The 15,764-nt window shown below is 60.1% G+C and carries 13 protein-coding genes and 2 tRNA genes; 12 read left to right on the forward strand and 3 right to left on the reverse strand.

Annotated elements, in window-relative coordinates:
* Nucleotides 1–98 precede the first annotated feature (98 nt).
* The 4 genes from EOC83_RS24215 (at nt 99) to EOC83_RS24230 (ending at nt 4,674) form a co-directional block, all read left to right on the forward strand.
* Nucleotides 99–1,997 carry a DUF262 domain-containing protein gene (locus EOC83_RS24215; protein WP_063168129.1) on the forward strand — a complete coding sequence of 633 codons (1,899 nt, stop codon included), beginning with the start codon at nt 99–101 and terminating at the stop codon, nt 1,995–1,997.
* A 206-nt stretch (nt 1,998–2,203) separates the two neighbouring features.
* A complete protein-coding gene (locus tag EOC83_RS24220; RefSeq protein ID WP_206617027.1) occupies nt 2,204–2,995 on the forward strand; it encodes a HipA family kinase in 792 nt (263 codons plus the stop codon).
* Complete coding sequence (locus EOC83_RS24225; RefSeq protein ID WP_063168127.1) at nt 2,992–3,843, forward strand: DUF3037 domain-containing protein; 852 nt, start codon at nt 2,992–2,994, stop codon at nt 3,841–3,843. The genes EOC83_RS24220 and EOC83_RS24225 overlap by 4 nt, the downstream gene beginning before the upstream one ends.
* Nucleotides 3,844–4,059: 216 nt before the next feature.
* On the forward strand, nt 4,060–4,674 hold the full coding sequence (locus tag EOC83_RS24230; protein ID WP_063168126.1) for a recombinase family protein: 615 nt from the start codon (nt 4,060–4,062) through the stop codon (nt 4,672–4,674).
* A 149-nt stretch (nt 4,675–4,823) separates the two neighbouring features.
* Here the strand turns inward: EOC83_RS24230 and EOC83_RS24235 are convergent, their stop codons facing one another.
* Nucleotides 4,824–5,984, reverse strand: coding sequence for a hypothetical protein (locus tag EOC83_RS24235; RefSeq protein ID WP_063168125.1), 1,161 nt, complete (start codon nt 5,982–5,984; stop codon nt 4,824–4,826).
* 317 nt (nt 5,985–6,301) lie between these two features.
* Between EOC83_RS24235 and EOC83_RS24240 the strand changes: the two genes are divergently transcribed.
* A complete protein-coding gene (locus EOC83_RS24240; protein ID WP_063168124.1) occupies nt 6,302–6,523 on the forward strand; it encodes a hypothetical protein in 222 nt (73 codons plus the stop codon).
* A gap of 73 nt (nt 6,524–6,596) precedes the next feature.
* Nucleotides 6,597–6,770, forward strand: a complete 174-nt coding sequence (locus EOC83_RS32880) for a hypothetical protein (protein ID WP_158515785.1) — start codon at nt 6,597–6,599, stop codon at nt 6,768–6,770.
* On the opposite strand, the gene EOC83_RS24245 is transcribed toward EOC83_RS32880, so the two are convergent.
* Both EOC83_RS24245 and EOC83_RS24250 read right to left on the reverse strand, forming a co-directional pair.
* Nucleotides 6,752–8,020, reverse strand: coding sequence for a DUF6538 domain-containing protein (locus EOC83_RS24245; RefSeq protein ID WP_063168122.1), 1,269 nt, complete (start codon nt 8,018–8,020; stop codon nt 6,752–6,754). The genes EOC83_RS32880 and EOC83_RS24245 overlap by 19 nt on opposite strands.
* A gap of 158 nt (nt 8,021–8,178) precedes the next feature.
* Nucleotides 8,179–8,253, reverse strand: a tRNA-Asn gene (locus EOC83_RS24250).
* A 224-nt stretch (nt 8,254–8,477) separates the two neighbouring features.
* Here EOC83_RS24250 and EOC83_RS24255 point away from each other — a divergent pair.
* From EOC83_RS24255 to EOC83_RS24280, 6 genes are all read left to right on the forward strand, one after another.
* Nucleotides 8,478–8,735: a hypothetical protein gene (locus EOC83_RS24255; protein WP_024503836.1), complete on the forward strand. Its 258-nt coding sequence runs from the start codon at nt 8,478–8,480 to the stop codon at nt 8,733–8,735.
* A gap of 288 nt (nt 8,736–9,023) precedes the next feature.
* Nucleotides 9,024–9,097 (forward strand) — tRNA-Cys (locus EOC83_RS24260).
* 90 nt (nt 9,098–9,187) lie between these two features.
* A complete protein-coding gene (locus tag EOC83_RS24265) occupies nt 9,188–9,856 on the forward strand; it encodes a protein-L-isoaspartate O-methyltransferase (RefSeq protein WP_024503837.1) in 669 nt (222 codons plus the stop codon).
* A gap of 181 nt (nt 9,857–10,037) precedes the next feature.
* A complete protein-coding gene (locus EOC83_RS24270; RefSeq protein WP_063168121.1) occupies nt 10,038–11,429 on the forward strand; it encodes a TolC family outer membrane protein in 1,392 nt (463 codons plus the stop codon).
* A gap of 215 nt (nt 11,430–11,644) precedes the next feature.
* A complete protein-coding gene (locus tag EOC83_RS24275) occupies nt 11,645–12,463 on the forward strand; it encodes a PopZ family protein (protein ID WP_013531280.1) in 819 nt (272 codons plus the stop codon).
* 218 nt (nt 12,464–12,681) lie between these two features.
* Nucleotides 12,682–15,465 carry a valine--tRNA ligase gene (locus EOC83_RS24280; protein ID WP_013531281.1) on the forward strand — a complete coding sequence of 928 codons (2,784 nt, stop codon included), beginning with the start codon at nt 12,682–12,684 and terminating at the stop codon, nt 15,463–15,465.
* The last annotated feature ends 299 nt before the right edge of the window (nt 15,466–15,764 follow it).

A 15,764-nucleotide genomic window follows, 5' to 3' on the forward strand; every position in this document is an offset into this window, starting at 1 on the left:
TGGGACACGCAGGTGAAGGCGCGAGGATAGCTTAAAACTATAAGTGTAGTTTGGCTCAGCGAATTATAAGCACACTCGATTAGGGGCGAATAGGGCTAATGCGACCATTTACAAGATCGATCATAGAGCTTTTTGACGGTAAGAGACGCTACCTGATTCCGCTGTATCAGCGGCAATACGCCTGGAAAGTGACCCCCCAACTGGAGTTGCTTTGGGAGGATATTCAGCGGGCTGCGGCAAAGCTTGAGGCGGAAGGCGTGTTATCTGCGCCCCACTTCATGGGAGCGATCGTGATCTCGCAGGTGAAAACGTTCGGCAAGCAGGTGCAGGCGTTTGAGGTCATTGATGGCCAACAGCGCCTTACGACCTTCCAGTTGCTCCTGACCGCCCTAAGGGACGTGGCAGCCTGCCACTCACCCGAATATGCGGACGAGGTAGCCAAGTACATCTTCAACGATGGTGTAATGGAGCAGCCAGAAGTCGAGCGGTTCAAGCTTTGGCCGTCACTCACCGACCGTGCTTCTTTCATCGGAGTGGTTGACGCTGAGGACAAGTCGGATGCGGCAACCTTCCGTTTGGATGATGAGCAGGGTGTGGTTCGCCCGTCGGTAGCGGCGCATGCGTTCTTCAAGGATCGCATCGAAAAGCACGTCCGGCCGAATGGTGAATATGATGCCTTTCGCATGGAGAAGTTGTTTGAGGCGTTACGCGTCGGGTTGGCAGCAGTATCAATCGAACTTGAAGGTGGCGATGACGCTCAGACGATCTTCGAAACGCTTAACAGCCGGGGAGTCGATCTGACCGCCGGTGATCTCATGCGTAACTTCATCTTTCAGCGAGCGAAAGGGTTGGGACAGACCAAGGGTTCTCTGAATGTAGACCGCCTGTACCAGGATTTCTGGCTCCCGCTCGACGGTTGGTTCTGGAAGGAAGGGGATACACGCGGTCGTCAGACGAAGTCCCGCCTGGATTGGCTGCTTGTCGACCACCTTACAATGAAGAAAGCGGAGACCGTTTCGGTCGACGATCTCTTTGAATCCTATCGCAGATGGATTTTGGACCTCACGCCGTTCACCTCCATCAAAGCTGAGCTCGAATCGATCGCAGCAAGCGCGGCAGTTCATCGACGGCTATCGGATCAGTCGACCGATGATCCTTTGGGACGCTTCGGGCGCTTTACCAAGGCGTTCGACGTGTCAACGGCCATGCCTCTCGTGCTCTATCTAGCGGGCGAAAGCGCGCTGGACGAAGGCGAGCTGCCCGATGCTCTCCGGCTGATCGAATCCTATATCGTCAGGCGCGATATCTGCGGCCTCACGACCGCCAATTACAACAAGTTCTTTGTCGATATGATCGCAAAGCTTCGCGCGGGCGGCCAAGTGTCAGTCGCGCGTGTTCATCAATTGCTGTCCGCGAGTCAGGCGGATGCGATCCGTTTCCCGCCAGACAGCGAATGGAAGGCGCAATGGCTTGGTCGCGACCAATACAAAGGGAGTCGTCAGCCGCGCCTTCGGTATCTGTTCGAGGCGCTTGAACACCAGAAAAGGAACGATCGCAGCGAAGTCGTCGCCATCCGGAGCGATTTGACGCTCGAACACATCATGCCGCAAAAATGGCGCGAGAATTGGCCCGTTCCGGGTTTTGATCACGTTGCGGCCGGCGAGGTGGATATTGACCAGGTTGCTCGCGAGGTTGACCGCGACAAGATCATAAACAAGCTCGGCAACCTCACACTGCTGACCCAGAAGCTGAACACGTCGGCTTCGAACGGATCGTTCTCGACCAAGATGCCTGCTGTGAGAGCACACACGGCGCTCGCGCTGAACCGGGAACTCCATCAGTACCAGGCATGGGATGAGGAGACCGTCTCACACCGTGGAAGCGCGCTGTTCGATACGGCGCTTTCGATATGGTCCGGCCCGACGATTGCTGAGCAGAATAATCAGAACGCAGGCGCAGGGCACGCGTTGACGCAGCAGGCCGACGCTGCGGAATAGGCGGCGCGGAAATGGGTTCACCATGCGAACGAGCATGCTAGGGAATGGGCGGAAACCGTCGTCCTATGTGCTTGTGCCGCATGATGCCGTGAAGCCGAGCTCGACGCTGGTGTCGGCGTACGCGCAGGCCGCGGAGTTGGTGTGACTGATCATAGTTTTTTGAGGGAGAGGGATGGCCAACAGCGCCGTCCCTGTGGGGGGGTGAATTGCTGGAGAGTGTAACGGCAACAGAGTTTCTGCGCCCGGCCTCTCAGGGTCGCACCGCTCCGATCCTTTTGATGTGCGAGGATGCGGCAGGAGAGACCGTCGAGGTTTTCTGCAAGCTATCCAGCGGATGCGATGCCGGGGTGTCGAGCTTGTCTCGGGAGAGCATAGGTGCCTGCTTGGCTGCGGACCTCGGATTGCCTGTTCCCCGTCCCTATTGGGTTCGGCTGCCCCCTGAGTTCATAGAGTCTGTTTCAGACGAGACTGTTCGCCAGAAGCTTGGCGTGAGCTCACCTGTCGGATTCGGATCACTGCGTGTTCCCAACCAGTTTGCAGCATGGGCGAAAGGCAATTTGATTACTGACACAATGATGCCTGACGCAACTGGTATTCTGATCTTCGATGCGATCATCCAGAATCCGGATCGACGCGACGGGAATCCCAACTGCTTGGTGAAGGGCGACAATCTGCGGATATTCGATCACGAGCTGGCTTTCATGACTGAGCAACTCCTGTTCTGGAAGCCGCCCTGGACACTAGGTGGCCTGAGTTGGGTCGGAGTGCCAGGAGCCCATATTTTCGTTGGGGGATTGAAGGGGCGGGATGTTGATTATGATCTCATCAAGGATCGCTGGGTTAACTTGTCAGATGAGGTGATTGCGAGCTATCAGACCGCAGTTCCGGACGAGTGGGCTGGCTCGGAGGCCGCCGTTCACGCAGCGCTTAAGCTAATTCGAGATGCACGAGACAACATCGACGGGTGTTTGGATGAAGTGCGGAGGATACTGAAATGAGCGATCGCCATCCCTACAACTTCATTGTCCTGCGTTATGTCCACGACATCGTAACCGGGGAGTTCGTGAACGTTGGCGTGATCTTGCATGTCTCACGTGAGGGCATCCTGAGGTGGCGCACGCGAAAGACCATAGGCCGTATCAAAAGCGTGTTCCCGGATCTCGATCGCGAGGCCTTCGTGGCTGCTATGCGGAGTGTCGAGCGGGGTATGCGTGGCGCTTCCAAGATGCTGCCCAAGGAGGGTCTGTTCAGGCAAGATCGCGGACTGGACTCCTACGCCAAGTCAATCGTACCGAATGACGACAGTTCCCTACAATGGTCACCTGTCAGCTCCGGTGTGACCAACGATCCATCGAAGACCTTCGAGCGTCTCTATGAGCGATTTGTTGGCCGCTACGATGTGACCGTGAAGGCCAGGAAGACTGACGAGGATATCTGGCGGCCCGTCCGTACCATGCTAGCCGAGCGGAATCTGAACGTGGAACTGGAAAAGAAGGTCTTATCCAGCAAAGCGGATAGTATCGAGTTCAAGCACGCATGGAAGAACGGCAGTTGGCATGCCTATGAACCGTTGTCGTTAGACTTGGCGGATGCTGATGGGATTAAGGACAAGGTCCGTCGCTGGCGTGGGCATCTTGCTGCTGTCGCAGATGACGCGCAAGAGCCGTTGAAGCTGCATTTCATTGTGGGTGCGCCAGAGAACCGTCAGCTTATGCCTGTCTACAAAAACGCGCTTGAGATCTTACGTGGCTCTCCATTCGCACCGGAGATCGTTGAGGAAACGCAGATCGCCTCATTGGTCGATGAAATCGAGGATGAAGTTCGGTCGCACAATCAGCGGATTTGATCCGTGATGGTGCAGCCTCCGCATGGCTAATCAGCAGCCATGTCGGAACGGCTCACGATCGTGAGGGGCGAGGATTAGGCACACAACTCTGTCTCGTCGAAAATCATTTGAGTATGCCTTTAGCGGACCGCGTTTTTAGGTGGTTCGATAATAACGTTTGACCACCCTAATCGTACCAGACAATATGAGACCATTCATATCGAACCGGGGCCTCATATGTTCGTCCGCGCCTATCTCCGAGCCTCAACGAAAGAGCAGGATGCCAACCGAGCCAAAGGTGACCTCCTCACGTTTGCCAAGGAACGTGGACTGCAAATCGCCGCTACCTATGTGGAGAATGAAAGCGGGGCCTCCCTCGCACGACCGGAACTCTTCCGACTCCTCTCGGATTGCCAACCAGGAGACATCCTGCTGATCGAGCAGGTGGATCGCCTCAGCAGGCTGAACGGTGCAGATTGGAATAAGCTAAAGGACGAAATTAGAGATCGACACATCAAGGTTGTCGCCCTCGACCTACCGACATCATGGGGCATGGCATCGGGGAATGCCGATGAGTTCATGTCCCGCATGGCAGACGCAATCAACAACATGATGCTCGATGTGATCGCGGCAGTCGCTAGGAAAGACTACGAGGATCGTCGGCGTAGGCAGACGCAGGGTATCGCGAAAGCCAAGAGCGAGGGAAAATATCGTGGCCGGCCTGAGGACAAGGCCCGCAATAAAGCGATCCAAAGCATGCTCACCAGCGGGCAAAGCTGGAGCACCATCATTTCGGCAACGGGATGCTCTCGGTCAACGCTGGCGAGGTTGGCAAAGGGAGTGGCGGGGTAAGACTGCCGGATGCCCGAAATTTTCGGCCGCGACATTTTGCACCCGGTTGCAAAGTCTCCCGGTGGCAGACTCATGCGAAGGGCCGTTGCGGCTTTTGTAGCTCCAAAGACGGCAGTTTCTGGGAGCATCGCGGCTAGTGTGCATTGGCTTCATTGAGTGTTCGATCTACCGAGGTGAGCCATGAAAGTCCGACAGAGCGACACGTTGTGCCGATGGATGAAGCCGGCTTCGGGGTATTCCGGCCCAGCGTAGGTCAATTCGATGTTGGACCATGTGGCCACCACCCAATCGGCGAACCTGTGTGCCTCACCGGGCGCCCCCCGCCAGTTCGTCGCTATACACTGCGCAACCGCCCGGCGCTGGTCATCCGGCCACGGTGCCGCAATGTTCGGCCAATGCTGTTCGGCAGACCGGTGTAACGTCTCCTCGATTGCCTCCAGCGTGAGCCGGACAACCGTCTGGTCAAGGGGGGACTGATTAGGGCCGGAAAGGGGGGCGGCCGGAACCGGGGGGTTCTCTTTCGCCGGAGGCGTCTTTTCCCCGGAAGCGCCTTGAACGACCGGGCGAACGCGTTGCCGGATAGGATGAGACGTTTCGGTTTTCGGGGCCGACCCCTCGTTGCCGGCAGGCGGCGAGTAATCATTCCCTCTGAGCTTTGAATTTCCTTCTGCGGTTCCTTCTGAAACGTTCTCTCTAAATGCCCCTCGGTTTTCCGTTGGGGTAGTCCCTTGGCTTTTCGTGGGGGTAGCCCCTTGGTGTTCCGTGGGGGTCACCTTCCTGCCCCCTCGGTTTTCCGTGGGAGTTGCCCCCACACTTTTCCGTGGGAGTGCCTTTTGCGACACTGGTGGGTCGGACGGTTCCCAGTCGAGGTTGAGAGTAATGCGCATACCTTTGGCATTGCCGGGGGAGTGCTCTACCGTGATGAAACCCTCGGCCTCTAACCACTGGATATGCCCTCGGGCTTGCGTTTCCTTCGGCCCGCTCGCCTGCATTATCTGCCTGTAGGTGAGCCAGCACGTGCTCACGCCCCAGTTCACGGTTTTGTCGATGATGATCAGGATCGTGTCTCGCGTGCCCACCGGTATGTAGTGACGCCAGACGCGGATGTATTGCCGCATGATGCCCTGTTGGGAAATCGTGCGAGACAATGGCCAATTCTCCGGCCTGTAGTGGCTGTGCATCCGCCATTCCTTTTGGTCCGGCTGCTGCACTGGCTCTGTCGTGTCGATGTCTGGGGGATTGTTGGTGTTGTCCGCGTCGGTGGTGGCATCGGCGGATTGAGGGCGTGAATAGGCTAGGTGAGGGGACATTTGGTCTATTCCTTGGTCTGAGAGGGGCGGCACCGCCATCCGACCAAGGAAAAATGCGGCACCGCCCCTGTTGACAGTCCACGCGGCGCAGCGTGAACCAGCGCACCCCATATCTACCATGAGCGTGGTCAAATCGACAGTGCTTCTGAAGTGTAATCGGCAGGAAAAGTTTGCAACAAGTTGCAAAATCAAAGCAATGTGTTGACGAAGACTTCGTATGGCAGTGCGAAAGCTTCTGGGCCAGACGTGCGCTCGTGTTGCTATTCGGGCGAACTGTGCCAGACTCCCGGTCGTGGTCAAAACGGGCGTGAATTTTCATGGACATCATTTTTCCGGTCGCGGCGCTTTGGGTAGCCGGGGGCGTTCTCTTCCTTCAGGGCATCGTCACCAATCGCGACGCCAGCCCGGCAGTGGCGGCGAACTCTCGCGCCGTGGTCGACGATCTCTTGCGGCTCCGGCCGGCCGCGTTGGTCGCGGCGGCGCTCTTCTTGGTTGCCTGGCCCGCCATCTGGATCGGTGCGCATATCGTGCGCCGCTGAGTTTGCACCCGGTTTCAAAAAAGTTGCCCAAGCCATGCTGCATTCTTCGACCATAGCCGACGATCACGGGTCCATGCTGGCCCGGCTCAAAGCCGCCCACGCGTTCGTTGCGTCGCTTGTGGTCGAAGATGCGATCTATGCGCCGATCTTCACGCGGCTAGAGGCGGAAATCGCGGCCGAAGAGGCGAGGGGAGACCCCATCGCCCGGGCGCGGGCAATCGTCGCTGCTCAAAGGGCGAAGCTCTGAAGGATGTCGCGCTTGTGCGCCAACGTCGCGCCTTCGCCGTAGCGTTCCCTGCCCAGCGCATGGCCGAACAGGTCGCGCCGGATACGCTCATCTACCTTGGCGGCAATCATCCGGTCTTCAAAAGAATGCCGCAGGCTGTAGAGAACATGTTCCGGTGTCTCTAACAGGTCGTGTTCCCGAAGGTACTTGTTCACCGTGTCGCTGATCTTGTCCTTGAAACGATAGGTCGGAAAGCCTTGCGGGCAGTGCTTGAAGGCTTCGAGCGACACGCCTACCAGCGGAATGACACGCTCGCTCACCTTGTTCTTTAGCTGCCGGCCTTCCGGCTCAATGCTGATATATGGCACGTCAACATCCAGGCGGATGTGGTGCGGCATGAGCCCGGCCGCTTCGCCGGGGCGATAGCCGGTGTTGATCATGCCAAGCAGGATGCACCGGGCTTCCGTGTTCAAGCTGTCCAGCGCGCCGGGGGCAAGCAGCTTGGTCTTGATCCAGTCGACCGAGAAAGGCGGGCGGGTCCGCTCCTTGTCGGCTTTGAAGGTGAGGCCGTCCAGCGGCAGGACCAGCCCTAGCCGCTTCATCTTGACCACGGTGCGAAGGATATTGCCGATGTGCTGGAAATCCTTGTTAGCAGTGTCGGGCTTGGCATCGCCGGCCGCTATCCGCTCCATCCATGTTTCGCGGAAGTCGAGCATGTCGTCTCCGGTGATCTCTGAAAGCTCCTTGTCGCCGATCTCTTCAATCAAGTTGGCGATGGCACGTTTGCGGGGGTGCTCCCAGCGGCGAAGCTGATCCTCGCTCTTGCCTATCGTGTCCTGCTTGGCAAAGCCCCAATACAACTCCAGTGCCTTGCTGATTTTGATCCCCGGTTCGGGAGCGCCGCCCAGCACGGCGCGCGCCTCGATCTTGGCAGCATCGCCATTGAGCTTCAGGGCGGACTCGACACGTTCGAGCAGCTTTTCGCGGGGGAGTTGGGCGATGCGATCAGCGGGCAGGTAGTTGTAGCCGCGCACGGCGGCCAGTTCCTTCGCCGCTGCAAACCGTCGCTCGGCATCGTCGGTTGCGCCGGCAAGGGTAGCTTCCCAGCCCTCGACCATATGCGCCCATGCGGTTGGAGCCTTCTGTCGCGCAACCGTTTCGGAGTCCGTGTGAAGGCTGATCCAGATTTGAGTGCGCGGCTCGATTGCAGCATAGCGCTTAGGCACTCGGCGGACGATGTGGAAGGTCTTATTGCGGCGCTTGACGTTCATACCGCTACCATGCGCGCTGCGCCTGTGTATGGCAATATGTGCAGCAGGATGTTTAGCAAAATTCCGCGTGCCGATTGATCACCTGACGCTGTCGGCGCGGATTATTCAATTAAACCAAAGCGTTGGAAAGTCTGGCAATGCGCTGAAAGCACAGAAATTGGCTCCCCGGGCCGGATTCGAACCAGCGACCAACCGGTTAACAGCCGGTTGCTCTACCACTGAGCTACCGGGGAACGGAGGCTCTTATGTGAGTGGCGCAGCCTATAGCTGCCCTTTTCGGCTTTGCAAAGAAGCTTTTCACATTTTTCCGAGGCTTTTTCGCATAGGCCTTTCTCGCAATCGTCGAAGGATGCCCTCATATTAGCCGTCTTGGCAGGGATATGGAACCGAAAGCGCGGCGGCGGCTTTGGTTTGAGCATGCTTGCGAACGATCGAAACGGGTCAATCTTTCGAGACGATGACAGCACAAGACAACCAGATGCCGGCGCGCAAAATCTCTGTTTTCGGGCGCGAGTTCAAAATGCCGCGCTCGCGCGGGCTCAGAATCACGATCGGCATCCTGCTGACCATCGGTGGCATCCTCGGTTTCCTGCCGATCCTCGGCTTCTGGATGGTTCCGCTCGGATTGCTGGTGCTGTCCTATGAATTCGCCATGGTCCGCCGTCACCGGCGTCGCTTTGTCGTCTGGTGGGAACGGCGTCGCCGGCCCGATTGACCGCCGATAGCGCAAGGTGGTGTTTCAGTGGGCGGCCTGCTCTTCCAGTGCCTCACGGATCTGCTTGAGAACAGCCGCGGCCGAGGCAAGCCTTGCCCTGTCATGCGGCGACAGGATGCGTTTCTTCTCCCATCAGGCTATGCTTAACTGTCCGCTAATAAAGCGGTCCGATGATTTGCCGGACGCCGTCCGGACTGACGCGAGGAAACCGTTCGGAATGCAAGGTGGCCGCTTGACGGCATTTTCGCCGCAACCTATTGGAACCGGGTGGAACGCCGGGAGCAATGAGGCCTCGTGGCGGAGTGGTTACGCAGAGGACTGCAAATCCTTGCACCCCGGTTCGATTCCGGGCGAGGCCTCCAATGCCCGGGCCCCCGCGCGGCAGCGCAGGGGCCTGAAGTTCCTGACACAATGGACCGCGGTTCTGGCGCGGCAAGCGGACTGGTTGGGACATGAGCGCTGATTTCTCCGAACTACGCGTCAAGATGGTCGACGGCCAGGTCCGCACCACAGATGTGACCAGCGCGCCGCTACTCGATGCAATGCTTGTCGTCCCAAGAGAGATGTTTGTCGGCGCCGCCCAGCGCGATCTCGCCTATATCGACGAGGACATCCGCATTGCAGCCGGCGCGGACGGTTCGCGCTACCTGATGGAAGCGTCGCCGTTGGCCAAGCTTATCCAGCTGGCCGAGATCAACCCGACCGATTCGGTGCTCGATGTCGGTTGCGGAACGGGCTACGCCTCGGCCATCCTGTCGCGGCTGGCCGGGTCCGTAGTGGCGCTCGAAAACGATTCGGCGCTGGCGGAAACCGCCAGATCGACGCTTTCGTCGCTTGGCTGCGGCAATGTGACCGTCGTCCAGGGCGCGTTGCCGCAGGGGCATGCCGCCAAGGCGCCTTATGATGTTATCTTTATCGGTGGCAGTGTCGCGGAAGTGCCGGCCCCGTTGCTCGACCAGCTTGCCGAAGGCGGCCGACTCGTCGCCGTCGAAGGGCAGGGCAATTCCGGCGTGGCCCGTCTCTTTTTCAAGGCCGGGGGGGTTGTAACCGGAAGACGTGCATTTAATGCGGCAATTAAGCCACTACCGGGGTTTGAACGCATTCGTGCTTTCGAATTCTGAATGATTTGGCCTTGCAGCAGAGGCTTTGTCATGGTCGCTTGCATTTGAACGATCGCTGCTGATGCCAAACTGGGGGCACTTTGGGGGTGAGCAGCAGGGAACACGAACACGCGGCGCCGGCTGATCTATGAGAGAAGCAGGCGCGGCGCGGTTCCCATGGAAAACGAATGAGGGTTTAACCGTGCCGTCTTTACGCAAGTCACTTTTCACCGCCGTCCTCGTTTCGGCGACCATGCTGTCCCCACTGGCCGCTTCAGCCGAAACCATCTCCGGCGCGCTTGCAAAGGCCTACCAGTACAATTCTTCACTGAATTCGGCCCGTGCCGGCGTTCGCGTCACCGACGAGGGTGTCGCCATCGCCAAGTCGGGCTACCGCCCGGTTGTCACCGGCTCGGCGGATATCGATTATTCGAGCAGCCATCTCAACGGCACCAATTCAAGCGTGCGGCTGACCACCGGCAATTTTGGCGTTCAGATCAACCAGACGCTGTTCGACGGCTTTCAGACCAGGAACAATGTCGCTGCCGCCGAAGCGCAGGTCCGGGCCTCGGTCGAAAGCCTGCGCAACACTGAAGAGGGCATCCTGTTCAGCGCGGCGCAAGCGTATATGAACGTGATTCGCGACCGGCAGGTCGCCGTGCTGACCGAGCAGAACCTGCAGTTCCTGACCGAAACGGCGCGCGCGGCGCGTTCGCGCTTCGAAGTTGGCGAAGGCACGCGCACCGATGTCGCCCAGGCCGACGCTTCGCGCGCCGCCGCGGTGGCGTCGCTGAGTGCTGCCCGGGCGCAGGCGCTGGCAAGTGCGGCGCTCTATCGCCAGATCGTTGGCGACGAGCCGGGCAAACTCAAGGGCGCTTCGCCGGTGGCAAAGCTGTTGCCGTCGAGCCTCGCCGCCGCCGTCGGGGTGGCCTCGAACGAGCATCCGGCCATCCTTGCCACGCAGCATCTGGTCGATGCCGCGGCGTTTTCGGTGAAGTCGGCCGAAGGTGCGCTGTTGCCGCAGCTGTCGGCTTCCGCCGGCGTTTCGAGCGCCTATCGCAATACCTCGCCTTTGCCGGGTGTCGGTTCGCAGGATGGCACGACCAATTCGGCCAGTGTCGGGGCAACGCTGACCATCCCGATCTATTCGGGTGGCCGCACCTCGGCGATCGTGCGCCAGGACAAGGAATCGCTCAGCCAGGCCCGCATCCAGGTCGATGTCAGCCGCGACCAGGTGCGCCAGGCCGTCACCGCCGCCTGGACCGAGTACACCGCCGCGCAGCAGCAGCTGACGGCCAACAGGCAAGTGATCGAAGCCGCGAAGCTGGCACTGAACGGTGTCATCGAAGAGCGCAATGTCGGCCAGCGCACCACGCTCGACGTCCTCAATGCGCAGGCGACGGTCATCACCGCCCAGATCAACCAGGCCGGTTACGAACACGATGTGGTGGTGGCGAGCTACGCCATCCTGCAGGCGACCGGCCGTCTGTCCGTCGACCGCCTTGGCTTGCAGGTAGCGAAATACAAGCCTGAAGAGCACTACAACGCGGTCAAGGACAAGTGGTACGGACTGCGCACGCCGGACGGCCGCTGAGGCGTTCGGCCTGAACTGGCCGTGTTCCCTGCTTGAGCAGGATCTTTCGCGCTGCGGCTCTCGGGTTCAGATGGCGCTAATCTGTTGAAATCCCACAAGTCCCCAGATTGGGGATTCTCGTGCGGCGATCCGTCGGTTACGCTGTGGCCATGATTCGATCCGGCTCTGCCGGAGCGGAAAACCCAACAGGGGTCACAAGGGCGGCGGATGTGACGATGGCAACGGCAAGCAGCGCACAGCGCGAACCTTCCATGGAAGAGATACTGGCTTCCATCAGGCGGATCATCGAGGACAGCGACGGCGGCCGCAAGCAGCCGGGCGACGCCGATGAGCTGAGCCAGGATCTGGAGCGCGCGTCGAGCGCCTATGCAGCCCCCGACGTGGAAGCTTTTCGTGCCGACCTGCATGCCGCCCCCGAGGGCAGGAAGCCTGTCACGCTGGCGGAAGTCCAGTCACAGCTGCCGCCGGCCGAGCCGGTGGTGGCGCGCATGGAAACGCCGGTGCGCCCCGATCCCAGCCCGGCAAGGCCATCGATGACACTCGCCGAGGTCAGCGCCCGCGTTGCAGCGGAGCCAATCACGGCTGAAGCGCCAATATCGCGTCCTGTCGCCGACGCTTCCATCGCCGATTGGCGTCGCGAGATCGCCGCGGTTGGCGAGCAGGCCAGGGCGGTGTCGGACCGGAGCGAGGCACGCAAGACGGCTGCCCAGCCGTCCGTGGAGGCTCCAGGGGATGAACCGGCCGCGAAACCGGCTACCGAGCCGTCTCGTCCGGATGCAAGCGTGGTGCGGCCGGTGGCGGCCAGCGACGCGCCGCGTCCGGCGATCGTTTCCGAGCACACCGGCCGTCAGGTCGCGGCTGCCTTTGGCGAGCTTTCCGACGCGTTTGCCAGCCGCAGCAAGAAGACATTCGACGAGATGGCCGAAGAGATGCTGCGGCCGATGCTGCAGGATTGGCTCGACAACAATCTGCCGACACTGGTCGAAAGGCTGGTGCGCGAGGAGATCGAGCGCGTGGCGCGCGGGGCGCAGTAGTTCCCCATGCCGATTGCCCAGAGGAAACGGCGCCTTCGTGGCGCCGTTTCTTTTGGTGAAGTCGTTGTCGGCAGGACGACGGATCGCGTTCCGTTGAAATGACTGAGGCCGCGCCTATCTGGTTGTGAGGGTCCGAGACAGCCCTTGCGGTTGACTTGGCCAAAACCTTCCGATTTACACCGGACCAGCAAACTCCCGACAGCGCGGACCATTTTCCCATGCTTGAAAAGACCTACGACGCCAAAACCGTCGAGCCGAAGATCGCCAAAGTCTGGGAAGAGGCCGACGCGTTTCGCGCCGGTGCCGGGGCCGAGGAGGGGGCGGAGGCCTTCACCATCGTCATCCCGCCGCCGAACGTCACCGGCTCGCTGCATATGGGACACGCGCTCAACAACACGCTGCAGGATATATTGGTGCGCTTCGAGCGCATGCGCGGCAAGAACGTCCTGTGGCAGCCGGGCATGGACCATGCCGGCATTGCCACGCAGATGGTGGTCGAGCGGCAGCTGATGGAAAAGCAGATCCATCGCCGCGACCTGACCCGCGAACAGTTCATCGAGAAAGTGTGGGAGTGGAAGGCCGAATCCGGCGGTGCCATCTTCAACCAGCTGAAGCGGCTCGGCGCCTCGGCCGACTGGTCACGCGAACGCTTCACCATGGACGAAGGCCTGTCCAAGGCGGTGCTCGAAGTGTTCGTCACGCTCTACAAGGAAGGGCTGATCTACAAGGACAAGCGTCTTGTGAACTGGGACCCCAAGCTGCTCACCGCGATCTCCGATCTCGAGGTCGAGCAGCAGGAGGTCAATGGCAATCTCTGGCACTTCCGCTACCCCGTCGAAGGCAAGGTCTTCGACCCGGAAAACCCGAAAACCTTCATCACCGTGGCGACGACGCGCCCGGAGACGATGCTGGGCGATACGGCCGTCGCGGTGCATCCCGACGACGAGCGCTTCCGGCATCTGGTCGGCAAGAACATCGTCCTGCCGATCGTCGGCCGCAGGATTCCCGTGGTGGCGGATGAGTATTCCGATCCGGAAAAAGGTTCGGGCGCGGTCAAGATCACGCCGGCGCACGACTTCAACGATTTCGAGGTCGGCAAGCGCCACAAGCTGCCGGCGATCAATATCCTGACCACGGAGGCGGCGGTAAGTCTCAGGGACAATGAGGATTTCCTTGCCGGCCTCGAGGTGACGCCGGAGCGCCAGGCGGTCTGGGACGAACTCGACGGCCTCGATCGCTTCGTCGCGCGTAAGAAGATCGTCGAGCTGATGGAAGAGGGCGGCTTCCTCGAAAAGGTCGAGCCGCATCGCCATGCGGTGCCGCATGGCGATCGCGGAGGCGTGCCGATCGAGCCGTTCCTGACCGAGCAATGGTATGCCAATGCGGCGGAGCTGGCCAAACCGGCAATCGCTTCAGTGCGCGAAGGTCGCACGAACTTCGTGCCGAAGAACTGGGAAAAGACCTATTTCGACTGGATGGAGAACATCCAGCCCTGGTGCATCTCGCGCCAGCTCTGGTGGGGCCACCAGATTCCGGCCTGGTACGGGCCGGATGGGCGCGTCTTCGTCGAGAAGACCGAGGAAGAGGCGCTGAGCGCCGCGATCGAATTCTATCTGGCGCTGGAAGGACCGTGGAAGGCCTGGGTCGAGGACAAGCTGGAGAACTTCAAGCCGGGCGAGATCCTGACCCGCGACGAGGACGTGCTGGACACCTGGTTCTCGTCGGCGCTGTGGCCGTTCTCGACGCTGGGTTGGCCTGATGAGACTCCCGAGCTGAAGACCTACTACCAGACCGACGTGCTGGTGACAGGCTTCGATATCATCTTCTTCTGGGTCGCCCGCATGATGATGATGGGCCTGCACTTCATGGACGAGGAGCCGTTCCACACCGTCTATGTCCATGCGCTGGTGCGCGACAAGAACGGCGCCAAGATGTCGAAGTCGAAAGGCAACGTCATCGATCCGCTCGACCTGATCGACGAATACGGCGCCGATGCGCTGCGCTTCACCCTGACGGTGATGGCGGCACAAGGCCGCGACGTGAAGCTCGATCCGGCGCGCATCGCCGGCTATCGCAATTTCGGCACCAAGCTGTGGAACGCGACGCGTTTTGCCGAGATGAACGAGGTCGCGCGCAATGACGATTTCTGGCTGAACGACGCCAAGCTGGCGGTCAACCGCTGGATCCTCACCGAGCTGACGCGGGCGGCGCGCGAGATCACCGACGGCATCACCTCATACCGCTTCAACGAGGCGGCGGGCGCCGCCTACCGCTTCGTCTGGAACCTGTTCTGCGACTGGTACCTGGAACTGCTGAAGCCGGTGTTCATGGGAACCGACGAGGCGGCCAAAGCCGAAAGCCGAGCCTGCGTCGCCTTCGTGCTCGACGAGATCTACAAGCTGCTGCATCCGATGATGCCGTTCATGACCGAGGAACTGTGGGCGCAGACCGCTGGCGAAGGCAAGCAACGCCCCTCGCTGCTGTGCCATGCCACGTGGCCGTCACCGGACTTCGAAGACGCCGAGGCTGCAGCCGACATCAATTGGCTGGTCGACCTCGTCTCCGGCATCCGCTCCGTGCGTTCGGAGATGAACGTGCCGCCGGCAGCCATCGCACCGCTCGTCGTGGTCGGCGCCAACGATGTGACACGCGAGCGCCTCGTTCGCGAGGAGTCGGCGATCAAGCGGCTGGCGCGGGTCGGCGACATCTCGCTTGCCGATATCGCGCCCAAGGGTTCGGCGCAGATCGTGCTCAACGAGGCGACGATCTGCCTGCCGCTTGGCAGCCTGATCGACCTCGCCGCCGAGGCTGCACGGTTGCAGAAGGAACTGGCCAAGGTGACCGAGGAGATCGCGCGCCTGCACAAGAAACTGTCGAACGAGAGGTTCGTGGCCAGCGCGCCGGCCGAGATCGTCGATGCCGAGCGTGAAAAGCTCGCCGAATACCGCGATGCACAGGACAAGCTGTCGATCGCGCTGGCCAGGGTTCGCGACGCCGGCTGAGGGTAGATTCGGGAGACTTTAGACCCCTCTAAAATGCTGGTTTTCCGCCTGGAAAATCAGCATTCCGTTGCGTTAATATTGACGTAAACGGAAGTTTTAGCCCCATTGTTGCCATAATGTAACAATGGGGCTCCTGGAGCCCAAAAAAGGCCTGTTTTCGAGCCTTTTTGGATGGTTCTCCCTGTTTTTTGAGAGCCGCTCAGCCTTCACAGACCATTTTTCGGCCTTGCCGCACCCGGTTGCATTTCCTCGAAAATGCGGCTGGCCAGTGTGTACATGTACGCCCGCGAATTCGTTGT

The organism is Mesorhizobium sp. Primo-A (assembly GCF_003997175.1).
In the GTDB taxonomy this organism is placed as follows: Bacteria; Pseudomonadota; Alphaproteobacteria; order Rhizobiales; family Rhizobiaceae; genus Mesorhizobium; species Mesorhizobium ciceri.